Here is a 24,443-nt window from a genome sequence, read left to right on the forward strand (position 1 = left end):
CACCAGAAGAACACCAGCGAAAAGAGCACTGACGCACCATGACCGCAGAACTCGACGTCACCACCGCGACCTACGGGCCCGACGCCAAGGCGATCGACATCTATCGCCCCACGCAGGCAGCCCCGGCACCCGTCGTGCTGCTCTGGCACGGCGTCGGTCCCGATGAGAGGGACGTGCTGGCCCCCCTGGCCGAGGCAGCGGCCCAGCGGGGTCTGCTCGTCTACGTTCCCGACTGGCGCCCCGACGCCGAGGACGGCGGCCGGGGCCAGCTCCTCGAATCCCTCCGGTTCGTCCGCGAGCACGCCGCTTCGCACGGCGGGGACACCGACCGGACGGTGCTGGCCGGCTGGTCGGCCGGGGCCTCGGCGGCGATCAGCCTCGCCCTGGCCTCCGAAGCCGTGGACGGTTGGCGCCCGAGCGCCGCTGTCGGCATCGCGGGCCGCTATGACCGGCCGTCCCGGATCACCGGCACCATCGCGACGTCCGCACTGTCCGGCCCCGCTCTCCCGCCCCGTCCCGTCTGGCTCGTGCACGGCATCTCGGACGCGATCGTGAGCAGCAGCTACTCAGTGGAATTCCACGACGCCCTGCGGGAGCACGGGTGGACGGCGCACCTCGAAACACCCGCCTCCGACCACGCGGGCGTGATCATGACCGAGTACGACCCGCAGCACAACCGCTGCCGCCCGGCCCAGGCAGAACACGCCCGCCGCGCGGGGCTGACCACCGCCGACATCCTCGCCACAGCCGCGTCGATCGCGATCCGCCAGTGACCACCGACAGGCATTGAGGCACCGCTGCCGCTACCTCCCGAGGCGCTGCCCACCGGCGTGCCGGTGGCCTGATGCCCGGGTCAGGAGTTACCTGACCCGGGCATCAGGCCGACCGCAGCCAGACGGCCGCGTCCGGGGGCAGGAGGTGATCCGTCAATTCGACGCTGCTGAGCAGTACTTGGCGATGCGCGGGCAGTGCCACGGGCTCCTTGCCCAGGTTCGCGACGCAGGCGAACCCGGGTGCCCGGGTGAAGGCGAGGACCTCGGGTCCGCTCGGCAGCCAGGCCATCGTGCCGTCGCCGAGGCCGGGTTCGCTGTGCCGCAGCCGCAGGGCTCTGCGGTAGAGGGTCAGCATCGAGGACGGGTCGGCGGCCTGCTGCTCGACGGTCAGCTCCGACCACGAGTTGGGCTGCGGCAGCCACGGCTCGGCGACGACGGTACCAGCCGTACCGCCCACCGCGCCCTGGCTGTTCGCGCTGAAGCCGAACGGCGGCGCCGCGCCCGTCCAGGGCAGTGGCACCCGGCATCCGTCGCGGCCCGGATCGGCGCCGCCGGTGCGGTGGAACATCGGGTCCTCGATCACGGCGGCGGGCAGGTCCTCGACCTCCGGCAGGCCCAACTCCTCGCCCTGGTAGAGGTAGACGGATCCGGGCAGCGCCAGGCTGAGCAGCGCCGCCGCCCGCGCGCGGCGTCGTCCCAGCTCCAGGTCGGTGGGAATGCCGCGCGCCTTGGCGGCGAAGTCGAAGCCGGTCTCCGCCCGTCCGTAGCGGGTCACGGTCCGGGTGACGTCGTGGTTGGCCAGGACCCAGGTGGCGGGCGCGCCGACGGGGGCGTGTGCGGCCAGCGTCGTGGCGATCGCCTCGCGCAGCCGCCCTGCGTCCCAGGGGCAGGTCAGGAAGCCGAAGTTGAAGGCGGTGTGCAGCTCGTCCGGGCGCAGGTAGCGGGCGAACCGCGCGGGGTCGGGCAGCCAGACCTCGCCGATCAGCGCGCGCGGCCGGGCGTACGACTCGGCGACCTTGCGCCAGTCCCGGTAGACGTCGTGGATCTCGTCCCGATCGAAGTAGGGGTGCGGCTGCCGGCCCTCCATCAGGTCGGGCAACGCGGGATCCTTCATCACCTCGGCGGCGGAGTCGACCCGCACCCCGGCCGCGCCGCGGTCGAACCAGAAGCGCAGGACGTCCTCGTGCTCCCGACGCACCTCGGGGTGCTGCCAGTTGAGGTCGGGCTGTCCCGCCGCGAAGCGGTGCAGGTACCACTGGCCGTCGGGGATCCTGGTCCAGGCCGCGCCGCCGAACTGGGACTTCCAGTTGTTGGGCGGCAGTTCGCCGGCCGGGCCCCGCCCCGGGCGGAACCAGAAGCGCTCCCGCTCCGGCGAGCCGGGGCCGGCGTCGAGCGCCTGGCGAAACCACGGGTGCTGGTCGGAGACGTGGTTGGGAACGATGTCGACGATGGTGCGGATGCCGTGGGCCAGGGCCTCCGCGATCAGCTGTTCGGCCTCCTGGAGCCGGCCGAAGGCCGGGTGGATCGCGCGGTAGTCGGCCACGTCGTAGCCGCCGTCAGCCATCGGGGAGGCATACCAGGGGCTGAACCAGATGGCGTCGATTCCGAGTTCGACCAGGTACGGCAGCCGGGAGCGGACCCCCGCCAGATCGCCCACGCCGTCGCCGTTCGCGTCGGCGAAGCTGCGCACGTAGACCTGGTAGATCGCGGCGCCTCGCCACCACTCGTCGGGTCGGTGCACGGTAGGAGTCTCCTTCGGGTCACGAGTTCAATTCACGGGTCCGGTTCACGAGTTCGGTTCACGAGTTCGGGCCGGGCGCCCCTAGGGCCGAGCGCCCCTAGCCCTTGAGGCTGCCCGCGGTCAGGCCGGACATGACGGAGCGCTGGAAGACCAGGAAGAACAGCACGGTGGGGACCGCCGAGATGGCCGCGGCCGCGATCAGCACGTTCTCCGGAACGCCCAACGAGAGCGAGTAGATCCCGGCGTTGAGCGTCTGCTTCGTGGGGTCGGGCTCGACCAGCAGCGGCCAGAGGAAGTCCTTCCACACGTTGACGAGCGCGAAGATGGACACCACGCCGATGATCGGCCGCGACATCGGCAGCACGATGGCGATCAGCGTGCGCAGCGGTCCGGCGCCGTCGATGGCAGCCGAGTCGAGCAGCTCCTTCGGGACCGAGTCGAAGAAGCGCTTGAGCAGGTAGATGTTGAAGGCATTGGCCACTGAGGGGAGCCAGATCGCCCAGGGCGAGTTCAGCAGGTTCTGGTGCAGCAGCGGGAGGTCCAGCACGGTGAGGTACTGCGGGACGACCAGCACCATGGCCGGGATCATCAGGGTGGCCAGCATCAGGCCGAGGATCGCGTTGCCCAGCACCGGTCGCAGTTTGGAGAGCGAGTAGGCGGCCGCGACGTCCAGCACGATCTGGAAGGCGAGCGCCCCGAAGGCGTACCAGACTGTGTTGAGCAGCAGTTGGGCGATGTTGAGCCGGTCCCAGGCGTCGCGGTAGTTGCCGGCCACCACCTGGTGCGGGTAGAAGGTGGGCGGCGTCCGGATCGCCTCGGTGGTGCCCTTCAGTCCATCGGTCACCAGCAGGTAGATCGGCCCGATGAAGACCACGGTGAAGAGCAGCACCACCAGCAGGAGCACCACCCGGTAGCGGGTGCGGTTCAGCTGGGCGGTGTTGACGAGCGTGCGGGCCTCGCTCATGGCTCCAGCCTCCGGTTGAGTCGCACGTACACCGCCGAGAAGCCGGCCAGCACCAGCAGCAGGAGCAGTCCGAGGGCGCACGCGGCGCCGTAGTTGGAGAAGTTGAAGGCGTACTGGTAGATGAGGTAGACCACGGTGGTGGTCGAACCGTCCACGCCCTGGCCGCCGTTGGTGAGCACGAACGGCTCGACGAAGACCTGCATGGTGGCGACGATCTGCAGCATCAGCATCAGCGAGAGGATCGACCTGGTCTGCGGGACCGTCACGTGCCACACCCGGCGCAGCAGTCCGGCTCCGTCCAGCTCGGCCGCCTCGTACAGCTCGCCCGGGATGCTCTGCAGGGCGGCCAGGTAGATCAGCGTGGCGCTGCCCATGTTCATCCAGGTGGAGGCGAGGACCACCGCGAGCATCGCCACGTCCGGGGACTGCAGCCAGCCGGAGGTGGGCAGTTGCAGCAGTTCCAGCACCCGGTTGAAGAGCCCGTACTCGGGGTTGTACAGGTACTTGAAGAGCAGCAGCGCGGAGACCGGTGGCAGCATCACCGGCAGGTACACCAGAACCCTCAAGTAGCCGCGGGCATGCCGTAGTTCGTTCATCACCACGGCGACGACGAACGGCAGCGCGAAGCCGAGCAGCAGGGCCAGCCCGGTGAACTCGGCGGTGTTGCGCCAGGCCGGCCAGAAGCTGGGGTCATTCATCACCTGCTTCAGGTTGTGCAGGCCGACCCAACTGGTCCTGCCCGCCTTCGCCTTCTGGAAGCTCATGATCACTTCCCGGACCATGGGGTACCAGGAGAAGCAGGCGAAGCAGAGCGCCGCTGGGATCAGGAAGCCGTGCGCGGTCAGATTGCGCCGCACCGATCTGGCGAAGGCACCGGCTCCCCGCGCCGCCCGGATGGGCGGCGTGTCGGTGCCGGAGGACGCGCTCAGGGCCGCCATCTGGGAACTCCTAGGGTTGCGTCTCGGCTCACTGGGCGTTCGCGAGGACCTCGTCGACCTGGGCGGCGGCCGTGTCGAGCAGCTTGCGCGGGTCGGCCTTCGGATCGGTCAGCACGGAGGCCATGGCCGTGTCGAGGATCTTGTAGATGGCCTGGGCGTTGGCCGGCTCGGTGACACCGGGGACGTCGGCATCGACGAAGCGCGCGAAGGCCTGCACCGGCATGGTGGCGTCGGCCGCCTTGAGTTGGGCGTCCTTGGCTGCCGTCGCCCCCTGGAAGAGCTGCGGCTCCGGCAGGCCGACCGCCTGACCCGATGCCTTGGCGCGGGCGTAGTCGTACTGCTGGCCCTGGCCCTCGGTCAGCCAGAGGTAGCTGAGCAGTTGGATGCCGGCGGTGATCTGCGCGGGGGTGTCCTTACTGTTGAACATGTAGTCGTCGCCGCCTGCCAGGCTGCCCGCGCCGGGGCCGTTCCGGCCGGGGATCGGGCCCATCCCGAAGTCCTCGTAGTGCGCGCCCAGACTCTGCACCATGTAGGTGATGTCGTCGGGGGCGGCGATGTACATCCCCAGCTTGCCCGCCGCCATCTGCTTCTGCAGGTCCCCCCACTTGTAGAGCTGGGTGGTCCCCATGACGTTGTCGTCGAACCGCAGTTTGTGCAGGTTCTGCAGCACCGCGAGGCCCTGGGCGTCGGCGAAGGCCGCCTTCGTGCCGTCGGCGCTCAGCATCGTGCCGCCCTGTGCGTCCATCTCGGCGGTGAAGTGCCAGCCGCCGTTGTTGCCCGCGCTGTAGTCGCCGTAGCCGGCGATGCCGTTGCCCAGGGCGGCGATCCGCTTCGCGTCCGCCTCGACGTCGGCCCAGCTCTGCGGCGGCTGGTCGGGGTCGAGGCCGGCCTGCTGGAACAGCTTCCGGTTGATGATCATGCCCATGGTGTAGTTGGTGCGTGGCAGGGCGTACGTCTTCCCGTCGCTCTTCAGCGAGTCCCACACCGAGGGCAGGATGTCGTCCTTGACCGGCAGGTTCGCCGCGGTGACGTAGGAGGTGATGTCGGCTGCCCGGCCTGCGTCCAACACCTGCTGCTTGTCGGTGAAGTACGTGTAGAAGACGTTGGGTTCGGTGCCTCCCTTGAGCGCGGCGGTGAACAGCTCGGGCGTCTCGCAGGGGAAGGTGTCGATGCTCTTCACCGTGATGTTCGGGTGGAGCTTCTCGAAGGCGGCGATGTCGTCCGCCCACTGCTGACGTTGCGTCGGGCGGCTGGTCGGCGGCGCGCAGTCGATGGAGACGGTGACCTTCCCACCGACCGCGGCAGGGTTCGAGGACGAGGAGCTGGAGCACGCGGCCGCGGTCAGTGAGAGCGCGGTGGCGATCAGCAGCACTGCGGATCTACGCATGGGCAGCAGGCCCCCTTCGAGGCGGAGTCGGGTGGGCGGTGGCGGACCCACACTTAAGCACCGGCCGACAGGGCTGCACAAGATATCGATAGGAATCCGCAAGAACTCAACTGTGCATCGCCCCACCGCGACTGCGACATGACACGAGGGCCGGACCCGTCCTGGGTCCGACCCTCGTGTCAGGCGCCCGCGCGCCCCGCGGTGCGGCTACGCCCTGGGCGCCGACCCGGTCGAGCCGCGCACCACCAGCTCGGGCTCGAAGAGCAGTTCGTCGTGCGTGACCCCGGCCCCGGCCAGCTCGCCGACCAGCAGCCCCACCGCCGCGCGCCCCATCGCCTCGATGGGCTGACGGATCGTGGTCAGCGGCGGATCGGTGCAGGTCATGAAGGAGGAGTCGTCGTAGCCGACGATCGACACGTCCTGCGGCACTGCCATACCGCGGCGGCGGGCGGCCCGCACCGCACCGAGGGCCAGCGGGTCGGAGGCGCAGACGATGCCGGTGACGCCGCGCCCCAGCAACCGTGCCGCAGCCGCCTGGCCGCCCTCCAGCGAGAAGAGAGCGTGCTCGACGTGCTCCTCCCCCAGCTCCAGGCCGGCGCGGGCGAGCACCTGCTCGGCCGCCGCCAGCTTGCGCCGGGAGGGCATGTGGTCGGGCGGTCCGAGCACCAGCCCGATCCGCCGGTGGCCCAGCGAGACCAGGTGGCCCACCGCCTGCTCGACCGCCACCGCGTCGTCGCAACTGACCTGCGGGAAGCCGAGCTCCGGGATCGCGGCGTTCATCAGCACGGTCGGCACACCGCGCTGGAAGAGCAGTTCGTAGTGCTCGTGCGGCGACTCGGCCTGCGCATAGAGCCCGCCGAAGAAGACCACGCCCGAGACCTGCTGCTGGAGCAGCAGCTCGACGTAGTCCGCCTCGGAGACACCGCCCGCGGTCTGTGTGCAGAGCACCGGGGTGAAGCCTCGCTGCGCCAGTGCGCCGCTGACCACCTCGGCGAAGGCGGGGAAGATCGGGTTCTGCAGCTCCGGCAGCACCAGCCCGACCAACCGTGAACGCTCACCGCGCAGTTGGGTCGGGCGCTCGTAGCCGAGCACGTCCAGGGCGGTGAGCACCGCGCCACGGGTCTGCTCGGAGACTCCGGGTTTCCCGTTGAGCACCCGGCTGACCGTCGCCTCGCTCACCCCCACCTTCTTGGCCACCTCGGCAAGTCGTCGTGTCATGGCCAACAGGGTAGAGCATCCACTGCAACTGGCTTGCTTGGATTTGCAAAAATCCGGCAGCGCTTGCCGCAACTGCGGAACGGCCGCCGAGCCACAGCCCCCGCGTGCGGCGACGGCGGGTCACGCTTCAGATCTTGCATGATTACGTAAGAATCAAACAGAGATGCATTTAGATATTGCATCACCGTATCGGAGCCGTTACGGTTCCCCTCGCGTCGGCACCCCGTCCGCCCCGCCCGACCGAGCCCGCGGACCACCCCGCCGCTCCGCCGCGCACGGATCCTGCGAGGCACTCCCCCGGCTCGCCCGTCGGCTCTCCACCACCCCGCCATCCCGCACCCGCCATCCCCGCACTCCGCCCCGACGGCGGCGCCGACCGTATGAACTGGCATGCCCATGTTGAAGGGAGCAAGAGGTGTACCAACCTGTCCGAGCCCTCAGACGAGCGCTCGCCCTGCCGGTCGTCACCACGCTGCTGGCCGCCGGCATCCTCACGCTGGCGAACCAGCCGGCCACCGCCGCCAGTGCTACCGCCACCGCCGCTACCGCCACCGCCGGTGCCGCCACTGCCACCGCCGCTGCGACCGCCACCGGCGGCACCGGCGCCGGTCTGCCGTACGTCGAGGTGCAGGCGGAGAACTCCGCCACCAACGGGACGGTCATCGGCCCGAGTTACACCCAAGGACAGCTGGCCGACGAGGCGTCGGGGCGCAAAGCCGTGACACTGCAAGGCACCGGACAGTACGTCACGTTCACCACGCCGGTGGCAACCAACTCGATCGACTTCCGGTACAGCATCCCGGACACCGCGAACGGGTCGGTCTACACCGCGCCGCTCTCGCTCTACGTCAACGGCACCAAGCAGAGCGACTTCACCCTGACCAACGCGTACAGCTGGTACTACGGCAGCTACCCGTTCACCAACACCCCCGGCAGCAACCCGCACCACTTCTTCGACGAGGCGCACCGCCTGCTGCCGACCAGCTATCCGGCCGGCACCACCTTCACGCTCCAGGTCGACTCCGAGGACACCTCCTCCTCGTACACGGTCGACTTCGCCGACTTCGAGCAGGTCGGCCCGGCCGCGTCGCAGCCGGCCGGCTCGGTCTCGGTGACCAGCGAGGGCGCGGACGCGACCGGCGTCAACGACGCGACCGGCGCGTTCAACGCCGCGATCAGCGCGGCCGGCCCCGGCGGCACGGTGTGGATCCCGCCGGGCACCTTCAACGTCCCCGGCCACATCGGCGTCAACAACGTGACCATCGCCGGCGCCGGCATGTGGTACTCGACCGTCACCGGCGCGGCCCCCGGCTTCTACGGCAACTCCGCGCCCTCGCCGAGCAGCAACGTGCACCTGCAGAACTTCGCCATCGTCGGCAACGTCCAGGAGCGCGACGACAGCGCCCAGGTCAACGGCATCGGCGGCGCGCTGAGCAACTCGACCGTGTCGGACATCTGGATCGAGCACGAGAAGGTCGGCGCCTGGATGGACGGCCCGATGGACAAGCTGACCTTCAGCGGCATGCGCATCCGCGACACCACCGCGGACGGCATCAACTTCCACGGCGGCGTCACCAACTCGACCGTCACCAACAGCGACATCCGCAACACCGGTGACGACGGCATCGCCACCTGGGCGGACTCCAGCCTCGGTGCCGACGCCAACGACACGATCTCCGACAACACGGTGCAGTTGCAGATGCTCGCCAACGGCATCGCGATCTACGGCGGCCACGACAACACCGTCACCGGCAACCTGGTCCAGGACACGGGCATCACCCAGGGCGGCGGGATCCAGGTCGGGCAGCGCTTCACCTCCACCCCGGTCGGCACCACCACCATCTCCGGCAACACCCTGATCCGGGACGGCAGCCTCGACCCGAACTGGCAGTTCGGCGTCGGCGCACTCTGGTTCGACGGCAGCCAAGGCGCGATCACCGGCCCGATCAACGTGAGCAACACGCTGATCGAGCAGAGCCCCTACGAGGCGGTGCAGTGGGTCGAGGGCACCGTCAGCGGCGTCTCGCTCAACAACGTGACCATCGCCGGCACCGGCACCTTCGCACTGCAGGAGCAGACCGGCGGCACGGCGAGCTTCAGCAATGTCACCGCGACCGGTGTCGGGGCGCCCACCCCCGTGTACAACTGCGAGGGCGGCAACTTCACGGTCACCGACGGCGGCGGCAACTCCGGGATCAGCGGCACCCCGCTCTGCGGGCCGTGGCCTGCCCCGGTCTACCCGCCCTACCCGCCCACCGGTGTGACGGCCACCCCGAGCGCGCTCAACTTCGGCTCGGCGGTGACCGGTTCGACCAGTGCCGCGCAAACCGTGACGGTCAGCAACCCGACCGGCTCAGCCGCCTCCGTCTCCTCGGTCTCCACCAGTGGCGACTTCGCCCAGAGCAACACCTGCGGCTCCAGCATCGCGGCCAACGGCTCCTGCACGGTGAGCGTGAGCTTCACACCGACCGCAACGGGAACCCGCAGCGGCAGCCTGACCGTTGACGCGGGCGGCGTCACCAACACGGTCAGCCTCTCCGGCACCGGCACCGCTCCCGGTCCGGTACTGAACGCGGCTCCGGCGAGCCTGTCCTTCGCCGGCACGGTGGTCGGCTCCGCGGCCGCCGCACAGACGGTGACGGTGACCAACTCGGGCACCGCCACGGCGACCGTCTCCAACATCTCGGTGGCCGGCGACTTCAGCCAGACCAACACCTGCGCAACCCTCGCGGTCGGCGCCTCCTGCACGGTGAGCGTCACCTTCGCGCCCACCGCGGGCGGCTCCCGCACCGGTAGCCTGACCATCGCCGGCAACGCCAACAACAGCCCGACCACCGTCGCGCTGAGCGGCACCGGCATCGACAGCACCACCGACATCGCGGCCGGTCGGCCGGCCTCCGCCAGCTCGGCCAACAGCCCCTACGTCGCCGCGAACCTCACCGACCCGGACCCGTCGACCTACTGGGAGAGCCAGAACGGATCGTTCCCGCAGTGGGCCCAGGTCGACCTCGGCCAGAACTACGGCATCGGCAAGGTCGTCCTGAAGCTGCCGCCGTCCACGGCCTGGGGGGCGCGCACCCAGAGCCTGTCGCTGCTGGGCTCGACGGACGGCTCGACCTTCTCGACCATCGTGGGCCCGGCCGGGTACACCTTCGACCCGAACGCGAACAACAACACGGTGACCCTCACCTTCAACGCCACCACCGCCCGGTACGTGCGGGTGAACATCACCGCGAACACCGGTTGGGCCGCCGGCCAGCTGTCGGACTTCGAGGTCTTCCCCAGCGGTGGCGGTGGGTCCGGCTCGGCGACCCTGACGGCCAACCCGAGCACGCTGACCTTCGGCGGCCAGACGCTCGGCACCACCAGCGGCGCCCAGACCGTCACCGTCACCAACACCGGTGGCGCGACCGCGGCCGTCTCCGGCGTCGCCACCACGGGCGACTTCACGCAGACCGACACCTGCGGGACCTCGATCGCGCCGGGCGCCTCCTGCACGGTCGGCGTGACCTTCGCCCCGACCGCCACCGGCACCCGCACGGGCAGCCTGACGGTCAGTGGCAGCGCCGGGAACAGCCCGCTCACCGTTGCCCTCACCGGCACCGGGAACCCGTCCTCGACCACCAACCTGGCGCTGGGTGCCACCATGACCGCCAGCGGATACACCCAGACCTACGTACCGTCCAACGCCAACGACGGGAACAGCAACAGCTACTGGGAGAGCACCGACAACGCCTTCCCGCAGTGGCTGCAGGCCGACCTGGGCACCGCCCAGCCCCTCGGCTCGATCACCCTGCAACTCCCGCCGTCCACCGCCTGGGCCACCCGCACCCAGACCCTGAGCGTGCAGGGCTCCACGGACGGCAGCACCTGGACCACCCTGGTCGGCTCCGCGGACCACACCTTCGACCCGGCCACCGGAAACACCGTCAGCATCCCCCTCCCCTCCGGAACCAACGACCGCTACCTGCGGCTGAACTTCACCGCGAACACCGGCTGGCCGGCCGGGCAGGTCTCCGAGTTCCAGATCTTCGACTGAGAGCCTGCGCCACCCGGACGCCGCACAGCTGACGGGCGGCGGGGCCCGGACGGCTGACGGGCCGGACGGCTGGTTGGCCGTCCAGCCGGCGGGGGCCGCCGCACCACGCGGCGGCCCCCGTCCGGTGTTCTCGTGTCCGCCGGTGGATGGTGATCACCTCCGCCGGCGGGGCGGTCAGCCGGCCTGACCGTTGACACCTGTGCCGGCGAACGCCTGCTGCAGGCGCGGGATCAGGTCGGCCAGATCCTGGTCCCAACACGTGGTGTCATGGCCGCCGTCACACCCTCCCCAGCCGGCGCCACCGCCGTAGTCCACGAAGTGCGGGGTCTGACCCGCGCTCGTCAGGGCGGCGGCGAAGTGCTGGGACGAGCTCTCCAGCCACCACTCCCTGACATCCCCTGACGGTCCGTTGCCGTTGCCGGTGTAGATGGAGACGCCCATACCCGCGAACGCCGAAGCATGCTCGGTGGGGTCAGCGGCGTTCCACAGGGAGTCGTTGAACGGCGGGGTGATCGACAAGGGGTACGGCGAGCCGAACAGCGCGTCGCTGCTGACCGCGGGCTGGTAGGGGTCGTTCGTCGGGTGGCAGGCGCTCCAGGCGGAGACACCGGGAAGGATGCCGCTCGACAGGACGGGAAGGGCCCCTTTCGCGTCGATGAGTGAGGCGACGACGACCTCGCGCAGAACCATCTCGTTCTCCGACAGGTCGTTGTCGCCCGACAGGCTCGCCACCTGACCGAACAGGTCAGGGTGGAGCTGCGCGAGGTGCAGGGCACCGAAACCGCCCATGGAGATGCCGGCGATGGCGCGGTGCTGCCGGTCCGCGACGGTGCGCAGGTTCGCGTCGACGAACGGGATCACCTGATCGATTTCGAAGTTCTCCCAGTTCTGGGCACCGGCCGCGGTGCTCTGGTCGCGCCAGTTGGAGTACCAGCCGCGGGCGCCCCCGTCAGGTATGACGGTGATCATCCCTGAGGTGTTCTTCAGCGCGTTGAACTGGGGAAAGGAGGAACTGTTGAAGTAGTCGCAGGGGTCACCCGGGGAGCCGTGCAGCAGATACAGCACCGGGTAGCGCTTGCCCGGGTTGCTGTAGTAGTCGGCGGGCAGGACGATCCGGACGTGGTGCCCGACGCTGCCGGGGTCGTTGGCCGCCTGGGGTGTGGTCACAGTGATCGTGAAGTCGGTAGCGGTGGCGGCGGGAATGTACGGGCTGTTCAGCGATGGATCGCTCGGGGTGACTTGGGTCAGCCCGAAGCCGTCCGAAAGCACGGGCGGAGTGCTGGGGTCGGCTGAGGCGGCACTGCCGGCGAAGGCCGCGAGCAGCAGGCTCGCCAGGGCGGGCAGCAGCAGGCGGCGGATCGAATGACGTGGCGTCACAGGCGCGTTCCCTCTCTCGATGAAGCCCGACTGAACCTGCGGATCTCGCCGGGCGGGGCGGGCTCGGTGAGCCCCGCAGCAGAGCAGAATATCGGTGCCGGGCCACCGGGTCGGTAGCGAGGAGATTAGCCGCGTACAGACAACTTGGCTAGGAGAATTCTGGACTCTTCGCTCTCCCCTGTGGACCTGGAGGGTGTTGTCAACTTTCCTGGCGGTGCGCTTGTCTGATGGCATGTCATGGAGTGCTGTTCGGGGCAGCGCCCGACGGCGGAGAGGTCGACCGGCGGTGCATCACGTGCTGGGGCTCGTCAGCGTCCTATGCTCGGGGGCATGACCGTTCAGCGGATGGACAACGTCGCCATCGTCGTCGAGGACCTGGATGCCGCCGTCGCGTTCTTCACCGAACTCGGCCTGGAGCTGGAGGGTACGGGCCAGGTCGAGGGCCTGTGGGTGGACCGCATCGTGGGGCTCGACGGTGTCCGGTCCGAACTCGCGATGATGCGGACCCCGGACGGCCACAGCAAGCTGGAGCTGACGAAGTACCACTCCCCCGCGGCGGTCGGCGCCGAGCCGCGGAACCCGCCGCCCAACACGCTGGGCCTGCACCGCGTCATGTTCGCGGTCGACGACATCGACGACACCTGCGCCCGCCTGCGCGCCCACGGCGGCGAACTCCTCGGCGAGGTGACGCAGTTCGAGAGCGCCTTCCGGCTCTGCTACCTGCGCGGCCCCGCAGGCGTCATCGTGGCGCTGGCCGAGCAGATCGGCTGACGCCGGCCTGCCGCAGGCGTCCCGGCGGGCGGGAGCGCTGCGCCGCCGACCGGCAACGCCTGCTCGCTACCGGCGGCTTCCGCCCGGACCGGATCCGCTCGGCCCCCGGCCCGATGTGCGTGCTCCAGGCGAGCTGGGAGCCGCGAGCGCGGCCCGAACCGACAGCCCGACCTGAGAGCCGGGCGGGGACGTTCGTCGTCCTCCGCAACCGAAGGGAGCCGACGGTGGGCAAGCCCGTCATCGTAGGCGTGGACTCGTCACAGGCCAGCAGGGACGCGCTCGACTGGGCGGCCCGGGAGGCTTCACTGCGCGGCGGACCGCTGAGCATCCGCCACATCTGGAGCGAGGAGACCGCGAGGTCGCTCGACGGCCGCGAATCACCGCCGAGCAGGGAAACGGGCGAGGAGCTGCTCAACGAGGTGCTCGCCCGGACCATGCGGCAGTACCCCGACATGGAGGTCGCGATCGAACTGTCGGACGGACGGCTGCGCGACGCGATGACCGAGGCGGCGCACAGCGCGGACCTGCTGGTGTTGGGGGCGCGCGGGTCGGGCGGGTTCCCCGGGCTGCTGGTGGGATCCACCAGTCTCTTCGTCACGGCACGCGCCACGTGTCCGGTGGTGGTGGTCCGGCCGGCCGGCACCGGGCCCGGCCGGGGCGGAGTGGTCGCGGGCATCCACGGCGACGACGGGGACGCGGACGTGCTGGCCTTCGCCTTCGACTTCGCCCAGCGGCACAACCTGCCACTGCTCGCCGTCCACGCCTGGTCCTACCCGCTGATCTCGATGCCCGGGCACGCCACCCCTCCGGTCTTCGAGGAGAGCCTCATCGCCGCGGAGCGGGACCGGCTGGTCACCGGGCTGCTGGCCGGCTGGCGCGAGCGGTTCCCGCAGGTCGATGTCACCGGGACAGCGGTGCGGGCCCACCCGGCCGGGGAGTTGGTCGCGCGCTCGCGCGAGCACCAGCTGGTCGTGGTGGGTCGCCACCACGAGCCGCACGGCCCGCTCGGCCGTCTGGGCTCGACAGGCCAGGCCACCATCCTCCACGCGACCTGCCCGGTCGCCGTCGTGCCCACCTGATCCGCGGCGTCCGGTGATCCGCGGCATCCGGTGATCCGCGGCGTCCGGCACCAGGCCGGTCCGTCTGTCGTCCCCCTGGCCGCAGGTGGTCCGCGGGGCGAGGGGCGGATCGTGCGCGAGCACGCCCGGCTGCGCTGACCGGACCGGCCGGCCGGCCGGTCGGCCCTCGTGTTCTCCAGGCCGGTCCGCACTGCTGTCCTCAGGGTGTCGTGGGGAGCAGGACGGTGACGGTCAGCCCGCCGCCGGAGCGGGCGGTCGCGGTGACGTGGCCGTGGTGGGCGTGGGTGACGGCGTCGACGATGGACAGGCCCAGGCCGGCTCCGTCAGGGGTGGGCGCCCTCGTGGCGAGACGGGTGTGGTCGCCACGGTGGAAGGGTTCCAAGAGCTGGTCCACGGTGGCGGGGTCGAGTGGTGCTCCGTCGTTGGTGACGGCCAGTTCGGCCCAGGTGCCGGGGTGCGGGGCGTGGGCGGGGTGGTGGACGGTGCGGGTGGTCACCTGGAGCAGACCGGCATCCTCGTTGTACTTGACCGCGTTCTCCAGCAGGTTGGTGACCGCGATGCCGAGCAGCGTGAGATTGCCGCGCAAGGGTGCGGGCTGCAGGTCGGTGACCAGGTGCAGGGCGCGGGCCCGGGCGGGCCCGGCGGTGTGGTCGAGGGCCTCGGCCGTGATGTCCGCGAGGTCGTCGTCCTCGGGGTCGGTGAGGCGCTGTTCGGAGCGGGCCAGGATGAGCAGGGCCTCGATGAGGTGCTGGGCGCGTTCGGTGGCCTGGGTGACGTCGCGCGCCATGGTGCGCCACTGCTCCTGGGTGGGGGCGGGTTTGGCGAGGGTGACCTCGGCGGCCGCACGGCTGACGCTCAGCGGGGTGCGCAGTTCGTGGCTGGCGTTGGCGACGAAGCGGCGCTGGGCCGCGAAGGCGGTGTCGAGGCGTTCCAGCATCGCGTCGAAGGTGTCGCCGAGTTCCTTGAGTTCGTCGCGCGGGCCGGCGAGGTTCAGCCGCTCGTGCAGGGTGGCCTGGCCGGCTCGGCGGGCCGCGGCGGTGATGGCGGCGATGGGGCGCAGCAGACGCCCGGCGACCCACCAGCCGAGGAAGGCGGAGACGGCGACCACGACGAGAAGCAGCAGGAACGCGTCGCGCAGCAGGTGGGAGGCGGCGGAGTCGCGGATCTGGTCGCTGAGGCCGATGAAGTGGTCGTGGTCGGGGTCGAGGCGCCCGGGGACCTGGTCGGCCGGCAGCGGGCGGAAGATCGCGTGGTAGAAGGCGAAGGTGAGGGCGAGCAGAAGTGCGGTGCCACCGACGGTGAACAGGGCGGCGTAGGTGAGGGTGAGGCGGGTACGGATGGTCAGCGGCGGCAGCCCGAGCCAGGCGGGGCGCGCGGGCAGGCGGCGGGTCACGGGGTGATCCGGTAGCCGGCGCCGACGACGGTCTCCACCAGCTCGGGCTGCCCGAGCTTGCGGCGCAGCCGGTTGACGGTGACGCGGACGGTGTTGGTGAACGGGTCGGCGTGCTCGTCCCAGGCCCGCTCCAGGAGTTGCTCCTGGCTGAGGACGGCTCCGTCGGCGGTGAGCAGCACCTGGAGGAGGGTGAACTCCTTGGTGGTCAGGGGGATGGGGTTCCCGGCGCGGTGGACGGTGCGGCGCAGGGTGTCCATGGTGAGGTCGCCGTGGGTGAGCAGGGCGGTGTGGGAGCGGCCGCGGCGGGCCAGGGCCCTGATGCGCAGGACGAGTTCGGCGAACGCGAAGGGCTTGCCGAGGTAGTCGTCGGCGCCCAGGCTGAGGCCGTCCACGCGGTCGCCGATGTCGGACAGGGCGGTGAGCATGAGGATCATCGGTGCGTCGGCGCGGCCGGACAGGCGCCGGCAGACCTCGTCGCCGTGGATGCCGGGCAGGTCACGGTCCAGGACGAGGACGTCGTAGGAGGCGTTGACGTCGATCTTGTACAGGGCGTCGTCGCCGTCGTGGCTGACGTCCACGGCCATGCCCTGGTCGCGCAGGCCTTCGGCGATGCGCGCGGCCAGGCGTTGTTCGTCCTCGACGATAAGGATCCGCATGGGGTCATCCTCTCGCGCAGGTGGGCGTGCGGGTGGCAGCCGCGGTGAGCAGGTCGGCCAGGCCGGGGGTGTGCCAGGTGGCGCCGCGCGGGTCGACGGTCAGTGCCTGGTACCCGGTGTCGTGGGCGAGGCCGGTCAGCCAGGCGTGGGCGGCGGCCGGGCCGCGCGGGCCGCTGGTCATGGCGAGGGCGGCGGTGGCGTAGCCGTCGGCGAGCGTGAGCTCGGGGCCGGTCACGGTGACCTGGGCGAGGCCGGTGGCGGGGCGTGCGGTGCGCGGGTCGAAGACGTGGGCGCCCCGTTCGGCGGTGCCGGAGGTGGCCACCGCGCCGTCGCGCAGGTGGAGCACGGTCAGGAGGGTGCCCGGGTGGTGCGGGTCGGTGATGCCGACCCGCCAGGGAGCGGGGTCGTGGCCACCGTGCAGGCGCACGTCGCCGCCGGCATTCAGGATGTGCCGTGGCAGGCCGTGTGCGAGGGCCAGCGCGGAGGCCCGCTCGGTGGCCCAGCCCTTCACCGCCCCGCACGGGTCGAAGTGCGGTGGGTCGCCGACCGCCCAGGCGTCGAACGCGCCGTCGCTCTCCAGCCTGAACCGCTCGCACAGGTCGAGCACTTCGCGGATCCGCTCGCCGTCGGGATGGCCGGCGAGGTCGGCCAGCGGCAGGTGTCCGTCGCGGATGCGGCTGATCGGGCTGTCCGGCCGGAACGGCGAGAAGACCTGGTCAACCTGGCGGAGATGGGCGAACACCGCCGTGGCCGCGGCCTGGAAGCGGGCGGGGTCGGTGGCGTCGGGGGCGGCGAGCGAGACGACGGTGCCCATGACGCGGTCGGTGGCGGAGCGCATCACGGTCACCCGTGGGCCGCGTCGAGGGCGGCTTGGAGCGACTGCGCGTATCCGTCGGAGGTGTAGGTCGCTCCCGAGACGACGTCGATGTCGGCGCTCTGCGCCGCCAGGGCTTCGGACTTCAGCTGGGGCAGGGCGTAGGAGTCGATCTGCGAGCTGTGTCCGCCGGTGGTCTGCTGCAGCACGGTGACGCCGGTGAGCCTGCCGGCGGTCAGGTCGGCCTGGACCTGGACGGGACCGTAGCGGGTGTCGACCACGCTGCCGGTGAAACGCCCGCTCGGCGAGGCCGCGGTGGAGCCCGGCGCCGGGCTGCTCGTGCCGCCGGACGACGGCGCGGCACCGGACGGCGCGGCACCGGTGGGCGCGCCGGGGTTCGCCGGGCCGGCCGCCGAGGACGGCACGCCCGGGTGGCGCGAGGTCGCGGCGAGCGCGCTGTGCGGGGCGCCGGCCGACTCGGCCTTGGCCCCGATGACCAGGGCGAGGCCGGCACAGGTGGCGAACAGCGCCGTCGTGGTCTTGGACATCGGTCCTCCGCTCCTGGGCACGGCCTAGAACTCGAACGCTTCGCTGTGGATCCGCCGCGCGGGAACTCCCAGGCGGCGCAGGTCCCGCCGGGCCGCCTGCGCCATCCCGGCCGGCCCGCACACGTAGACGTCCCGGTGGGAGACGTCGGGCACCGTCTCGCGCAGCCGTGCCGCGGACAGCGGGTCATCCTGGGGGCCGCCGCGCGGTCCGACCAGCGGGTGGAGCCCGAAGCCGCGCCGGCGGGCGATGTCCTCCAGCTCCCGGTAGAGGACGAGGTCCTGCGCGCGCGAGACGCGGTAGAGCAGGACGACGTCGGCGCCACTGCCGGGCAGGCTCTCGTAGAGTGCGCGGATCGGGGTGATTCCGGCGCCACCGGCGATCAGCAGCACCCTGCGGGCACGGTCGCGGCGCTGCTCGGTGAAGGCGCCGTAGGGGCCTTCGAACCAGACCCGGGTGCCGGGGCGCAGGCGGCCCAGGGCGGCGCTGGAGTCGCCGAGGTCCTTCACGGTGATCCGCCACCGGCCCCGCTCAGGGGCGGCGGACAGCGAGTAGGGGTGAGACTGCCACCACAAGCCTCGGGCCAGGAAGCGCCAGCGCAGGAACTGGCCGGCCTGGGCGCCCAGTTCGTCCAGGCCGCGTCCGGTGAGGTGGACCGACACGACGCCGGGCCCTTCGGTGACCACGTGGGCCACCCGCACCTGGTGGCGCAGGGAGCGGCGCAGCGGCAGCACGACCCGGAAGAGGAGCACGGCCGCGGCCACCGCGATGTGGGCGCCGGACCAGAGCAGCCGGTTGCGCGGGGAGGCGGAGAAGTCCGCGCCGACGGAGAACTCGTGGGCGAAGGCGAGTGCGATGGCCGCGTAGACGAGCAGGTGGACGTGGTACCAGGTCTCGTAGGGCAGTTTGCGGCGCACCGCGCGGGCCGAAACGACCCCCACCAGGACGAGGAGAGCCAGGGCGGCGGCGGCCAGCAGCACGTCCGGGTAGTCGAACACGACGGTGGCCGTCTCGGAGAGCGGGTTGGTGCCGGACTGCCAGGCGTAGCCGAGGACGATCAGCAGCGCGTGGGCGGACGCCAGGGCGACGCTGTACTCGCCCAGCGCCCGGTGGTAGCGCGACACCACGTCGGAGCCGACCCGGTTCTCCAGCCAGGGGATGCGCGCCATCAGCGCGACCAGGACCAGCAGCAGGTAGGCGGCCAGCAGGCCGGACAGCCGCCCGGCAGCGGTCACGTAGTCGGCGGGGCCGTGCAGCGAGCCGGGAATGGTGTTCTGCCACCAGAGCGCCAGGACGGCCGGCACACCGGCCCAGATGACCAGCAGCAGCGCCCGGGACCAGAAGTGGCCGGCGGGCGGCAGCAGTGCGGGCTGTTGCGGGGGCGGTCCGGCCCGGTGGCGGGCCTGCCGTGCGGAGTGCGCGCTCACGGTGGACACCGGCGGCTCCCATCGGTCTGCGGGATCTTGCAGCACCACTGTCGCGGGCACCGCATAACACGCCGGTAACAGCCGTGGGCACGCACGTGCCCACGGGCCGCGGCAGGCGGAGAGCCGACGGGACCGAGCGGGTGTCGATTCCGGCCGCGCGCCGGCCGCGCCCTGCGGGTGCACGCGCACAGTGATGGCCGGTCCCTCCGAGGGCTCCCCCTGCGCTCGGGTGGTGGGGAGCCCCCTTGGGGTCAGGACCCGTGAATCATGGTGCGGTGTCGGTCACGAGGCGTTGAGCGCGGTGTCGTCGATGACGAAGCCGGTCTGCAGGGACGCGTTCTCGGTGCCGGTGAACTTCAGGGTGACGGTCTGCCCGGCGTAGTCCGTGCAGGAGGCGTTCGGGTAGTAGTAGTACGTCACCACCGTCGGTGGAGTGGCTGAGTTCCACGTCGACCTCGCTGCCGGAGGTGACGCCCAGCCAGGAGACCACGTGGTGGTGGATGAGCAGGGTGGGGTTGCCGAAAGAGGCGGCGGTGCGGGGTGGTTGTCCCCGCACCGCCGGGCGGCTACTGCTGTTCCCCGCAGTCCCGCAGGGAGATGGACCACAGGCCGCGGCCGTGGGTGGCCGCGTAGAGGCGCCCGTCCGGGCCGAGTTCGAGCTGGTCCACCGCGACGGCCGGCAGTTCGCCGACGCGCTGCCAGGTGGTGCGGCCGGGGCCGCGGTAGAGCACGCCGAGGTCGGTGGCCAGGGCCAGGCCGCCGGCCTTGGTGACGACCAGGGAGTCAGCGGGGGCGTCCGGCAGGTTGGCGGAGATGTCGCTCCAGTGGGCTCCGGCGTCCTTGGACTCGAAGACGTGCCCGACACCCGCTCCTGGTCCTGACGTCCACTGGCGGGAGAAGCCGTTGACGGTGAGGTAGACGTGGTCGGCATCGGCCGGGTCGATGGCCAGGCCGGAGAGGTAGCGGTTGGGTACGGTCGCGTCGACCGGCAGGTTCAGCTGCTGCCAGCCGGTGCCGTCCGCGTTGCCGACGGCGATGCCGCGAGCGAAGCCCTGGCTGTCGCACGGTCCGCACCAGGCCGCGTAGACCTTGCCGCCGGAAGCGGCGACCGCGGTGGCGACGTGCCCGGCGCCGAGGTCGAAGGCGCTGGTCCAGGCGGTGGAGCTGCGGATGGCGTAGCCCTGGTTCTGGACCCAGACGTGTCGGCCGCCGGCGATCCAGAGACTACCGTTGTGCTGGTCGGCGGCGAGTGGGGCGACGAAGCGTGCGCCGGCGCCGGCGAGGGCGTTGTCGGGCGGGGCGACCGGGAAGGTGGTCGCCTTGCCCGGGTCGGTGAGGTAACTGCCGTCGTTGACCGCGCAGTTCTGGGTGACGTTGATCGCCAGGTAGACGTACTCCTGGGCGATGTCGCAGCCGTTGGCCGGGTCGGTCAGCGTGTCGCCGCCGTCACCGCCGAAGTTGGATCCCATGACCGTGTCGCGGCCGCGCAGCATCGACTGGCCGTTGTCCTGCAGGCCGCCGGTGACCGATACACCACCGTAGCCGAGGTCCTTTCCGACGCCGACCGAGTAGTACTGCAGGGTGTCGATGGTGCCGTCGTTGAGCGAAGCCCAGTCGGTGCCGTGGCCCGAGGCGTCCACCGAGCCGTTCAGCGGGCGGCGGTAGACGCCGCCGTCGTTGCCGGCGAAGAGGTAGGGCTTGCCGCGGTAGCTGCCGACCGCCAGCGCGTGCTGGTCGGGGTGCGTGGTCTGCGGGCAGCTGCCGCTCTGCTTGGTCGGATCGATGCTCCAGCAGGGGAAGTTGAAGTTCCAGTACGGTCCGACGGTGTTCCAGTTCGACCCGCCGTCGCTGGTCTCGAACACCTCCTCCAGGCCCGCGTAGACGTGCTCGGGGTTGGTCGGGTCGACCTGGAGCGACTGGTCGTACCAGGACTGCAGGCCCGGCAGGTCCCCGGGCGTGGTGAGCGCGGAGCCGGCCGCGGCGAGCTTCTTGTCGTCCGCGATCCTGGTCCAGGGCCCCGTCGGGGAACCGGACTTGGAGACGAAGATGCCGTCCAGCGAGCTGTCCGGGTTGTTCGCCTGGAGGGCGGGCGACTGGTCGATGGCGTAGTAGCGCGATCCGTCGGCCGAGCGGGCGAACGTCACCTCGCCGACGTCCGCGGCATCCGCGGGGAGGTCACCGAGAGAGTCGAGCCGCTGCCAACTGCCGTCCGCTGTCTTGCTGTAGAAGCCGTTGTAGGTGTCGCCGCTGCGCCAGCCCACGGCCAGGACCACCTTGGTGGGGTCCTGGGGGTCGATCGCGACGTCGTTGGTGATGTTCTTGTAAGGGGCGCTCGGGTCGTTGGCGAGCGCCCCGCCCGGCAGGTAGGCGGGGTTGGGGGCGTACTCCAGGGTCCACGGACCGTGCAGGTCCGTCGTGGAGTGGCTCCACACGCCCTTGCTGGTGGCGGCCCAGACCTTGTCACCACCGAAGCGCAGTTCGTGGATGGTGGTGCTGTCCAGTTCGCCGCCGCCGACCCGGCTGCGCGCACTGAAGCTGCCCTGTGCGGGGTGGTCGAGTACGTAGACACCGCTGCCGAGGTAGGCGTCCGAGCTGGTGGTCGCCTCACCGGTGCCGAGCCAGAGCCGGCCCCGGGCGTCCAGCGCCAGGGCGCCGGTGGCCTGGGTGGGCAGCTGGTCGCTGATCGGCTGCCACTGGCCACCGCCGACCGAGGAACGCCAGACTCCGCCGCCGGCACTGCCGGCGTAGACGTGGCCGGAGTCATCGGCTGTCACAGCCGCCATCCGGCCGGTGACATTGCCCATCCCCGCACTGGAGTTGGAGGAGACGTCACGGTAGCGGGGGTCGTCGGAGTTGTAGGGCAGGCCAGTGAGGTGCCTCCAGTCGCCACCGGTGTCCGGCAGTGCCTGCAGCGCGTTCCAGGCGGCCCCGAAGGCGCCGGGTGCGACGGTGCCGGGAGATGTGCGGGCCTCGGCACGCTGGTCCGCCCCCTCCTGGATCTCGTCGGCCTCACCGTCGTCGCCGCCCTTGCCACTGTCCAGTGGCCTGATGGTGGAGCCTGGTTGCGGATGCACCAGTGGGGGATGTAGCGGGGTGGCGCCGGCCGGTGAGCCGACCAGTCCCAGCGTGGCGGCGACGGCGCAGATCGTGAGCCATCGCCTGGTGCGCAGTGGTGCCGACAACAGAACCTCCCAGTCGTCATTGACCGTTCCCGGCACCGCGGCACAGGGGAGTTCCTGCCCGGCGGCACCGGCGAGGGCGACTCGATCACGGCGAGGGCGGGGTCGGCGACCGGTCGGCGAAACTTTGACCGATTCGTTGTTCAGGACCTGCCACAGCGGTCGGGCCGGGCCCGGGTGGTGGCGGTCATGGGTCCAGGGGGGTGGGGGTGCCGGCCTCGGACTGTTCGCGGGCGTAGAGGTGGACCAGCAGCGGGACCTCGTAGAGCGCGGTGTGGGCGCAGACCTCGCCGAGGGGGCAGCCGAGCACGCCCAGTTCGATCAGGGATTCCAGGACCCGCAGGGAGGCCTGTTCGCCGCAGCCGAGCGCGGACATCGCCTCGGCCAGGGTGAACAGCGGTACGGGCAGGCGTCCGAGGCGGCGCAGGGCGGCCCGGGCCGCTTCGGGCAGGCCGCTCCACCAGCCGGCCAGCCGGGCCCGGACGGCGAGGTCGCCGGCGGCCAGCTCGTCGAGCAGGGCGGGGCTGCCGTCGAGGCGGGCGGCGTACTCGGTCAGCGAGAGCTGGCGCAGCACGGCGAGCTTGCTGCCGCTGACCCGGATCGCGAGCGGGAGCAGGCCGAGCGAGGTGGCGATCCGTTCGGCGACGCCCCGGTCGGCTGCGACCCGGGCCGGGCCGGCGATCCGGCCGAGCAGTTCGACGGCCTCGCCGAGGGCGTACGGGCCCAGTTCGAGGCGGTGCACCGGGCCCAGGCCGACCAGCCGGGAGCGGCTGGTGACCAGGACCGCGCTCGCGCCGGCACCGGGCAGCAGGTGACGGATGCTGCCCTCGTCGGGAGCGTCGTCCAGCAGCAGGAGCAGTCGCCGGGAGGCCAGCCAGGAGCGCCAGAGCGCGGCGGCCTCCTCCTCGTCCTCGGGCACCGCGCCGGACAGGCCGGTGATCCGGCACAGTTCGGCCAGCACCGAGCACGGGTGGCGCGGTGCGCCGTCCTCGCGGGTCATCTTGACGATCAGTCGTCCGTCGGGGAACTCGTGCGGCAGGCGGTGCGCGACGTGGACGGCCAGGGTGGTCTTGCCGGCGCCGACCGTGCCGCTCAGCACGGCCGTGCGGGCCGGGCCGGTGAGCGCCGCGACCAGCTCCTGGGTCAGGTCACGGCGGCCGGTGAAGTCCGGCAGGTCGGCCGGCAGCACCGTGCGCGGGACGGCCGGGCGCGGGGCGGCGCCCTCGGGGGCGGGACGGCGCGGACCCGGGTCGGCGCGGCCGTCCAGCATCGAGCGGTACAGCGTCTCCAGCGCGGGGCCGACCTGGAGGCCCAACTGCCGGGCGAGCAGCTGTCGCAGGTCGTCGTAGACGCCGAGTGCCTCGCTCTGTCGCCCGGAGCGGTACAGCGCCGTCATCTGGGCCGCGCAGAGCCGCTCGCGCATCGGGTGGGCGGCGAGGACCTCGCTCAGGCCCTCGGCCACCGCCGGCGCCCGGCCGAGCTCCAACTCGGCCTCGGCCCAGTCCTCGTAGACGGCCAGTCGGCGGGCGGCCCGGCGGTGCGCCTCGGACCGGACCAGCTCGCAGTGGCCGAGGTCGGCCAGCAGCGGGCCGGTCCACAGGTCCAGCGCCTCGCGCAACAGCCGTGCGGCGTGGGCGCCGGCGCCGAGCCGGGCGGCCCGGCGGCCGGCCCGGGCCAACTCGTCGAAGCGCAGCAGGTCGGACTCGTGGGCGGTCGTCCGCAGCACGTACCCGGTGCCGTGGTGCACCAGCCGGTCGGGGCCCGCCGCCGCGCCGAGCAGCTTGCGCAGCGCGCTGACGTACGCCTGGAGGTTCTTGCGGGCCGAGCGCGGCGGCTCGTCGCCCCACACCGCCTCGGTCAACAGGTCGGTGGAGACGGTGGTGTTGGGGTGGCAGAGCAGCACGCCGAGCACCAGGCGCTGCTTGATCGGGCCGAGCGGGAGCGGCCGGCCTGCGACCTCCACCGACAGCTCGCCCAGGACGCGGAACCGGACGGCGGCGGGGTCCATCGCATGGCTGTGGGAAGGCAGCGTGTGCATCATCTCGGCGTGGTCCAGCATCACATCTCCCTTCGGGGGTCGGGTACGGCGGCGCGGCCGGCCCTGGGTCGGGGCCGGCGCGCGGGAGGAGAGGGAGTGCGGG

18 protein-coding genes are annotated in these 24,443 nt (G+C 71.5%); 4 read left to right on the forward strand and 14 right to left on the reverse strand.

Annotated elements, in window-relative coordinates; genetic code table 11:
• Positions 1–38 precede the first annotated feature (38 nt).
• The gene (locus ACFZB9_RS07620) at positions 39–773 is read left to right on the forward strand and encodes an alpha/beta hydrolase (RefSeq protein ID WP_391444588.1); all 735 of its coding nucleotides are present in this window, start codon (positions 39–41) and stop codon (positions 771–773) included.
• 103 nt (positions 774–876) lie between these two features.
• Here ACFZB9_RS07620 and ACFZB9_RS07625 read toward each other — a convergent pair whose 3' ends face one another.
• The 5 genes from ACFZB9_RS07625 to ACFZB9_RS07645 form a co-directional block, all read right to left on the reverse strand.
• Positions 877–2,514 (reverse strand): glycoside hydrolase family 13 protein, encoded by a 1,638-nt coding sequence (locus ACFZB9_RS07625; RefSeq protein ID WP_391444590.1) that lies wholly within the window; start codon positions 2,512–2,514, stop codon positions 877–879.
• A 97-nt stretch (positions 2,515–2,611) separates the two neighbouring features.
• On the reverse strand, positions 2,612–3,478 hold the full coding sequence (locus ACFZB9_RS07630; protein ID WP_391444592.1) for a carbohydrate ABC transporter permease: 867 nt from the start codon (positions 3,476–3,478) through the stop codon (positions 2,612–2,614).
• On the reverse strand, positions 3,475–4,416 hold the full coding sequence (locus ACFZB9_RS07635) for a carbohydrate ABC transporter permease (protein ID WP_391444594.1): 942 nt from the start codon (positions 4,414–4,416) through the stop codon (positions 3,475–3,477). The genes ACFZB9_RS07630 and ACFZB9_RS07635 overlap by 4 nt, the downstream gene beginning before the upstream one ends.
• Before the next feature lie 28 nt (positions 4,417–4,444).
• The gene (locus ACFZB9_RS07640) at positions 4,445–5,803 is read right to left on the reverse strand and encodes an extracellular solute-binding protein (RefSeq protein WP_391444595.1); all 1,359 of its coding nucleotides are present in this window, start codon (positions 5,801–5,803) and stop codon (positions 4,445–4,447) included.
• Positions 5,804–6,010: 207 nt separating this feature from the next.
• A complete protein-coding gene (locus tag ACFZB9_RS07645; protein WP_391444597.1) occupies positions 6,011–7,021 on the reverse strand; it encodes a LacI family DNA-binding transcriptional regulator in 1,011 nt (336 codons plus the stop codon).
• A 415-nt stretch (positions 7,022–7,436) separates the two neighbouring features.
• Here ACFZB9_RS07645 and ACFZB9_RS07650 point away from each other — a divergent pair, with 415 nt between their 5' ends.
• Positions 7,437–11,060 carry a choice-of-anchor D domain-containing protein gene (locus tag ACFZB9_RS07650; protein ID WP_391444599.1) on the forward strand — a complete coding sequence of 1,208 codons (3,624 nt, stop codon included), beginning with the start codon at positions 7,437–7,439 and terminating at the stop codon, positions 11,058–11,060.
• Positions 11,061–11,234: 174 nt separating this feature from the next.
• Here the strand turns inward: ACFZB9_RS07650 and ACFZB9_RS07655 are convergent, their stop codons facing one another.
• Positions 11,235–12,437: an alpha/beta hydrolase gene (locus tag ACFZB9_RS07655; RefSeq protein ID WP_391444601.1), complete on the reverse strand. Its 1,203-nt coding sequence runs from the start codon at positions 12,435–12,437 to the stop codon at positions 11,235–11,237.
• A gap of 330 nt (positions 12,438–12,767) precedes the next feature.
• Between ACFZB9_RS07655 and ACFZB9_RS07660 the strand changes: the two genes are divergently transcribed.
• Positions 12,768–13,208: a VOC family protein gene (locus tag ACFZB9_RS07660; RefSeq protein WP_391444603.1), complete on the forward strand. Its 441-nt coding sequence runs from the start codon at positions 12,768–12,770 to the stop codon at positions 13,206–13,208.
• A gap of 224 nt (positions 13,209–13,432) precedes the next feature.
• Positions 13,433–14,287: a universal stress protein gene (locus tag ACFZB9_RS07665; protein ID WP_391444604.1), complete on the forward strand. Its 855-nt coding sequence runs from the start codon at positions 13,433–13,435 to the stop codon at positions 14,285–14,287.
• Between the two features lie 199 nt (positions 14,288–14,486).
• Here the strand turns inward: ACFZB9_RS07665 and ACFZB9_RS07670 are convergent, their stop codons facing one another.
• From ACFZB9_RS07670 to ACFZB9_RS07705, 8 genes are all read right to left on the reverse strand, one after another.
• Positions 14,487–15,680, reverse strand: a complete 1,194-nt coding sequence (locus ACFZB9_RS07670; protein ID WP_391444606.1) for a sensor histidine kinase — start codon at positions 15,678–15,680, stop codon at positions 14,487–14,489.
• On the reverse strand, positions 15,677–16,336 hold the full coding sequence (locus ACFZB9_RS07675; protein ID WP_391444608.1) for a response regulator transcription factor: 660 nt from the start codon (positions 16,334–16,336) through the stop codon (positions 15,677–15,679). The genes ACFZB9_RS07670 and ACFZB9_RS07675 overlap by 4 nt, the downstream gene beginning before the upstream one ends.
• A 4-nt stretch (positions 16,337–16,340) precedes the next feature.
• Positions 16,341–17,174, reverse strand: a complete 834-nt coding sequence (locus ACFZB9_RS07680) for an FAD:protein FMN transferase (RefSeq protein WP_391444610.1) — start codon at positions 17,172–17,174, stop codon at positions 16,341–16,343.
• Between the two features lie 5 nt (positions 17,175–17,179).
• On the reverse strand, positions 17,180–17,698 hold the full coding sequence (locus tag ACFZB9_RS07685; protein ID WP_391444612.1) for an FMN-binding protein: 519 nt from the start codon (positions 17,696–17,698) through the stop codon (positions 17,180–17,182).
• Positions 17,699–17,722: 24 nt separating this feature from the next.
• The gene (locus ACFZB9_RS07690; protein ID WP_391444614.1) at positions 17,723–19,132 is read right to left on the reverse strand and encodes a ferric reductase-like transmembrane domain-containing protein; all 1,410 of its coding nucleotides are present in this window, start codon (positions 19,130–19,132) and stop codon (positions 17,723–17,725) included.
• A 273-nt stretch (positions 19,133–19,405) separates the two neighbouring features.
• The gene (locus ACFZB9_RS07695; protein WP_391444615.1) at positions 19,406–19,543 is read right to left on the reverse strand and encodes a hypothetical protein; all 138 of its coding nucleotides are present in this window, start codon (positions 19,541–19,543) and stop codon (positions 19,406–19,408) included.
• A gap of 146 nt (positions 19,544–19,689) precedes the next feature.
• Positions 19,690–22,305 (reverse strand): glycosyl hydrolase, encoded by a 2,616-nt coding sequence (locus tag ACFZB9_RS07700; RefSeq protein ID WP_391445177.1) that lies wholly within the window; start codon positions 22,303–22,305, stop codon positions 19,690–19,692.
• Between the two features lie 184 nt (positions 22,306–22,489).
• Entirely contained in the window at positions 22,490–24,361 is a 1,872-nt protein-coding gene (locus ACFZB9_RS07705) for a BTAD domain-containing putative transcriptional regulator (protein ID WP_391444617.1), read from the reverse strand.
• Positions 24,362–24,443 lie beyond the last annotated feature (82 nt).

Source organism: Kitasatospora sp. NPDC008050 (genome assembly GCF_042957465.1).
GTDB lineage: Bacteria > Actinomycetota > Actinomycetes > Streptomycetales > Streptomycetaceae > Kitasatospora.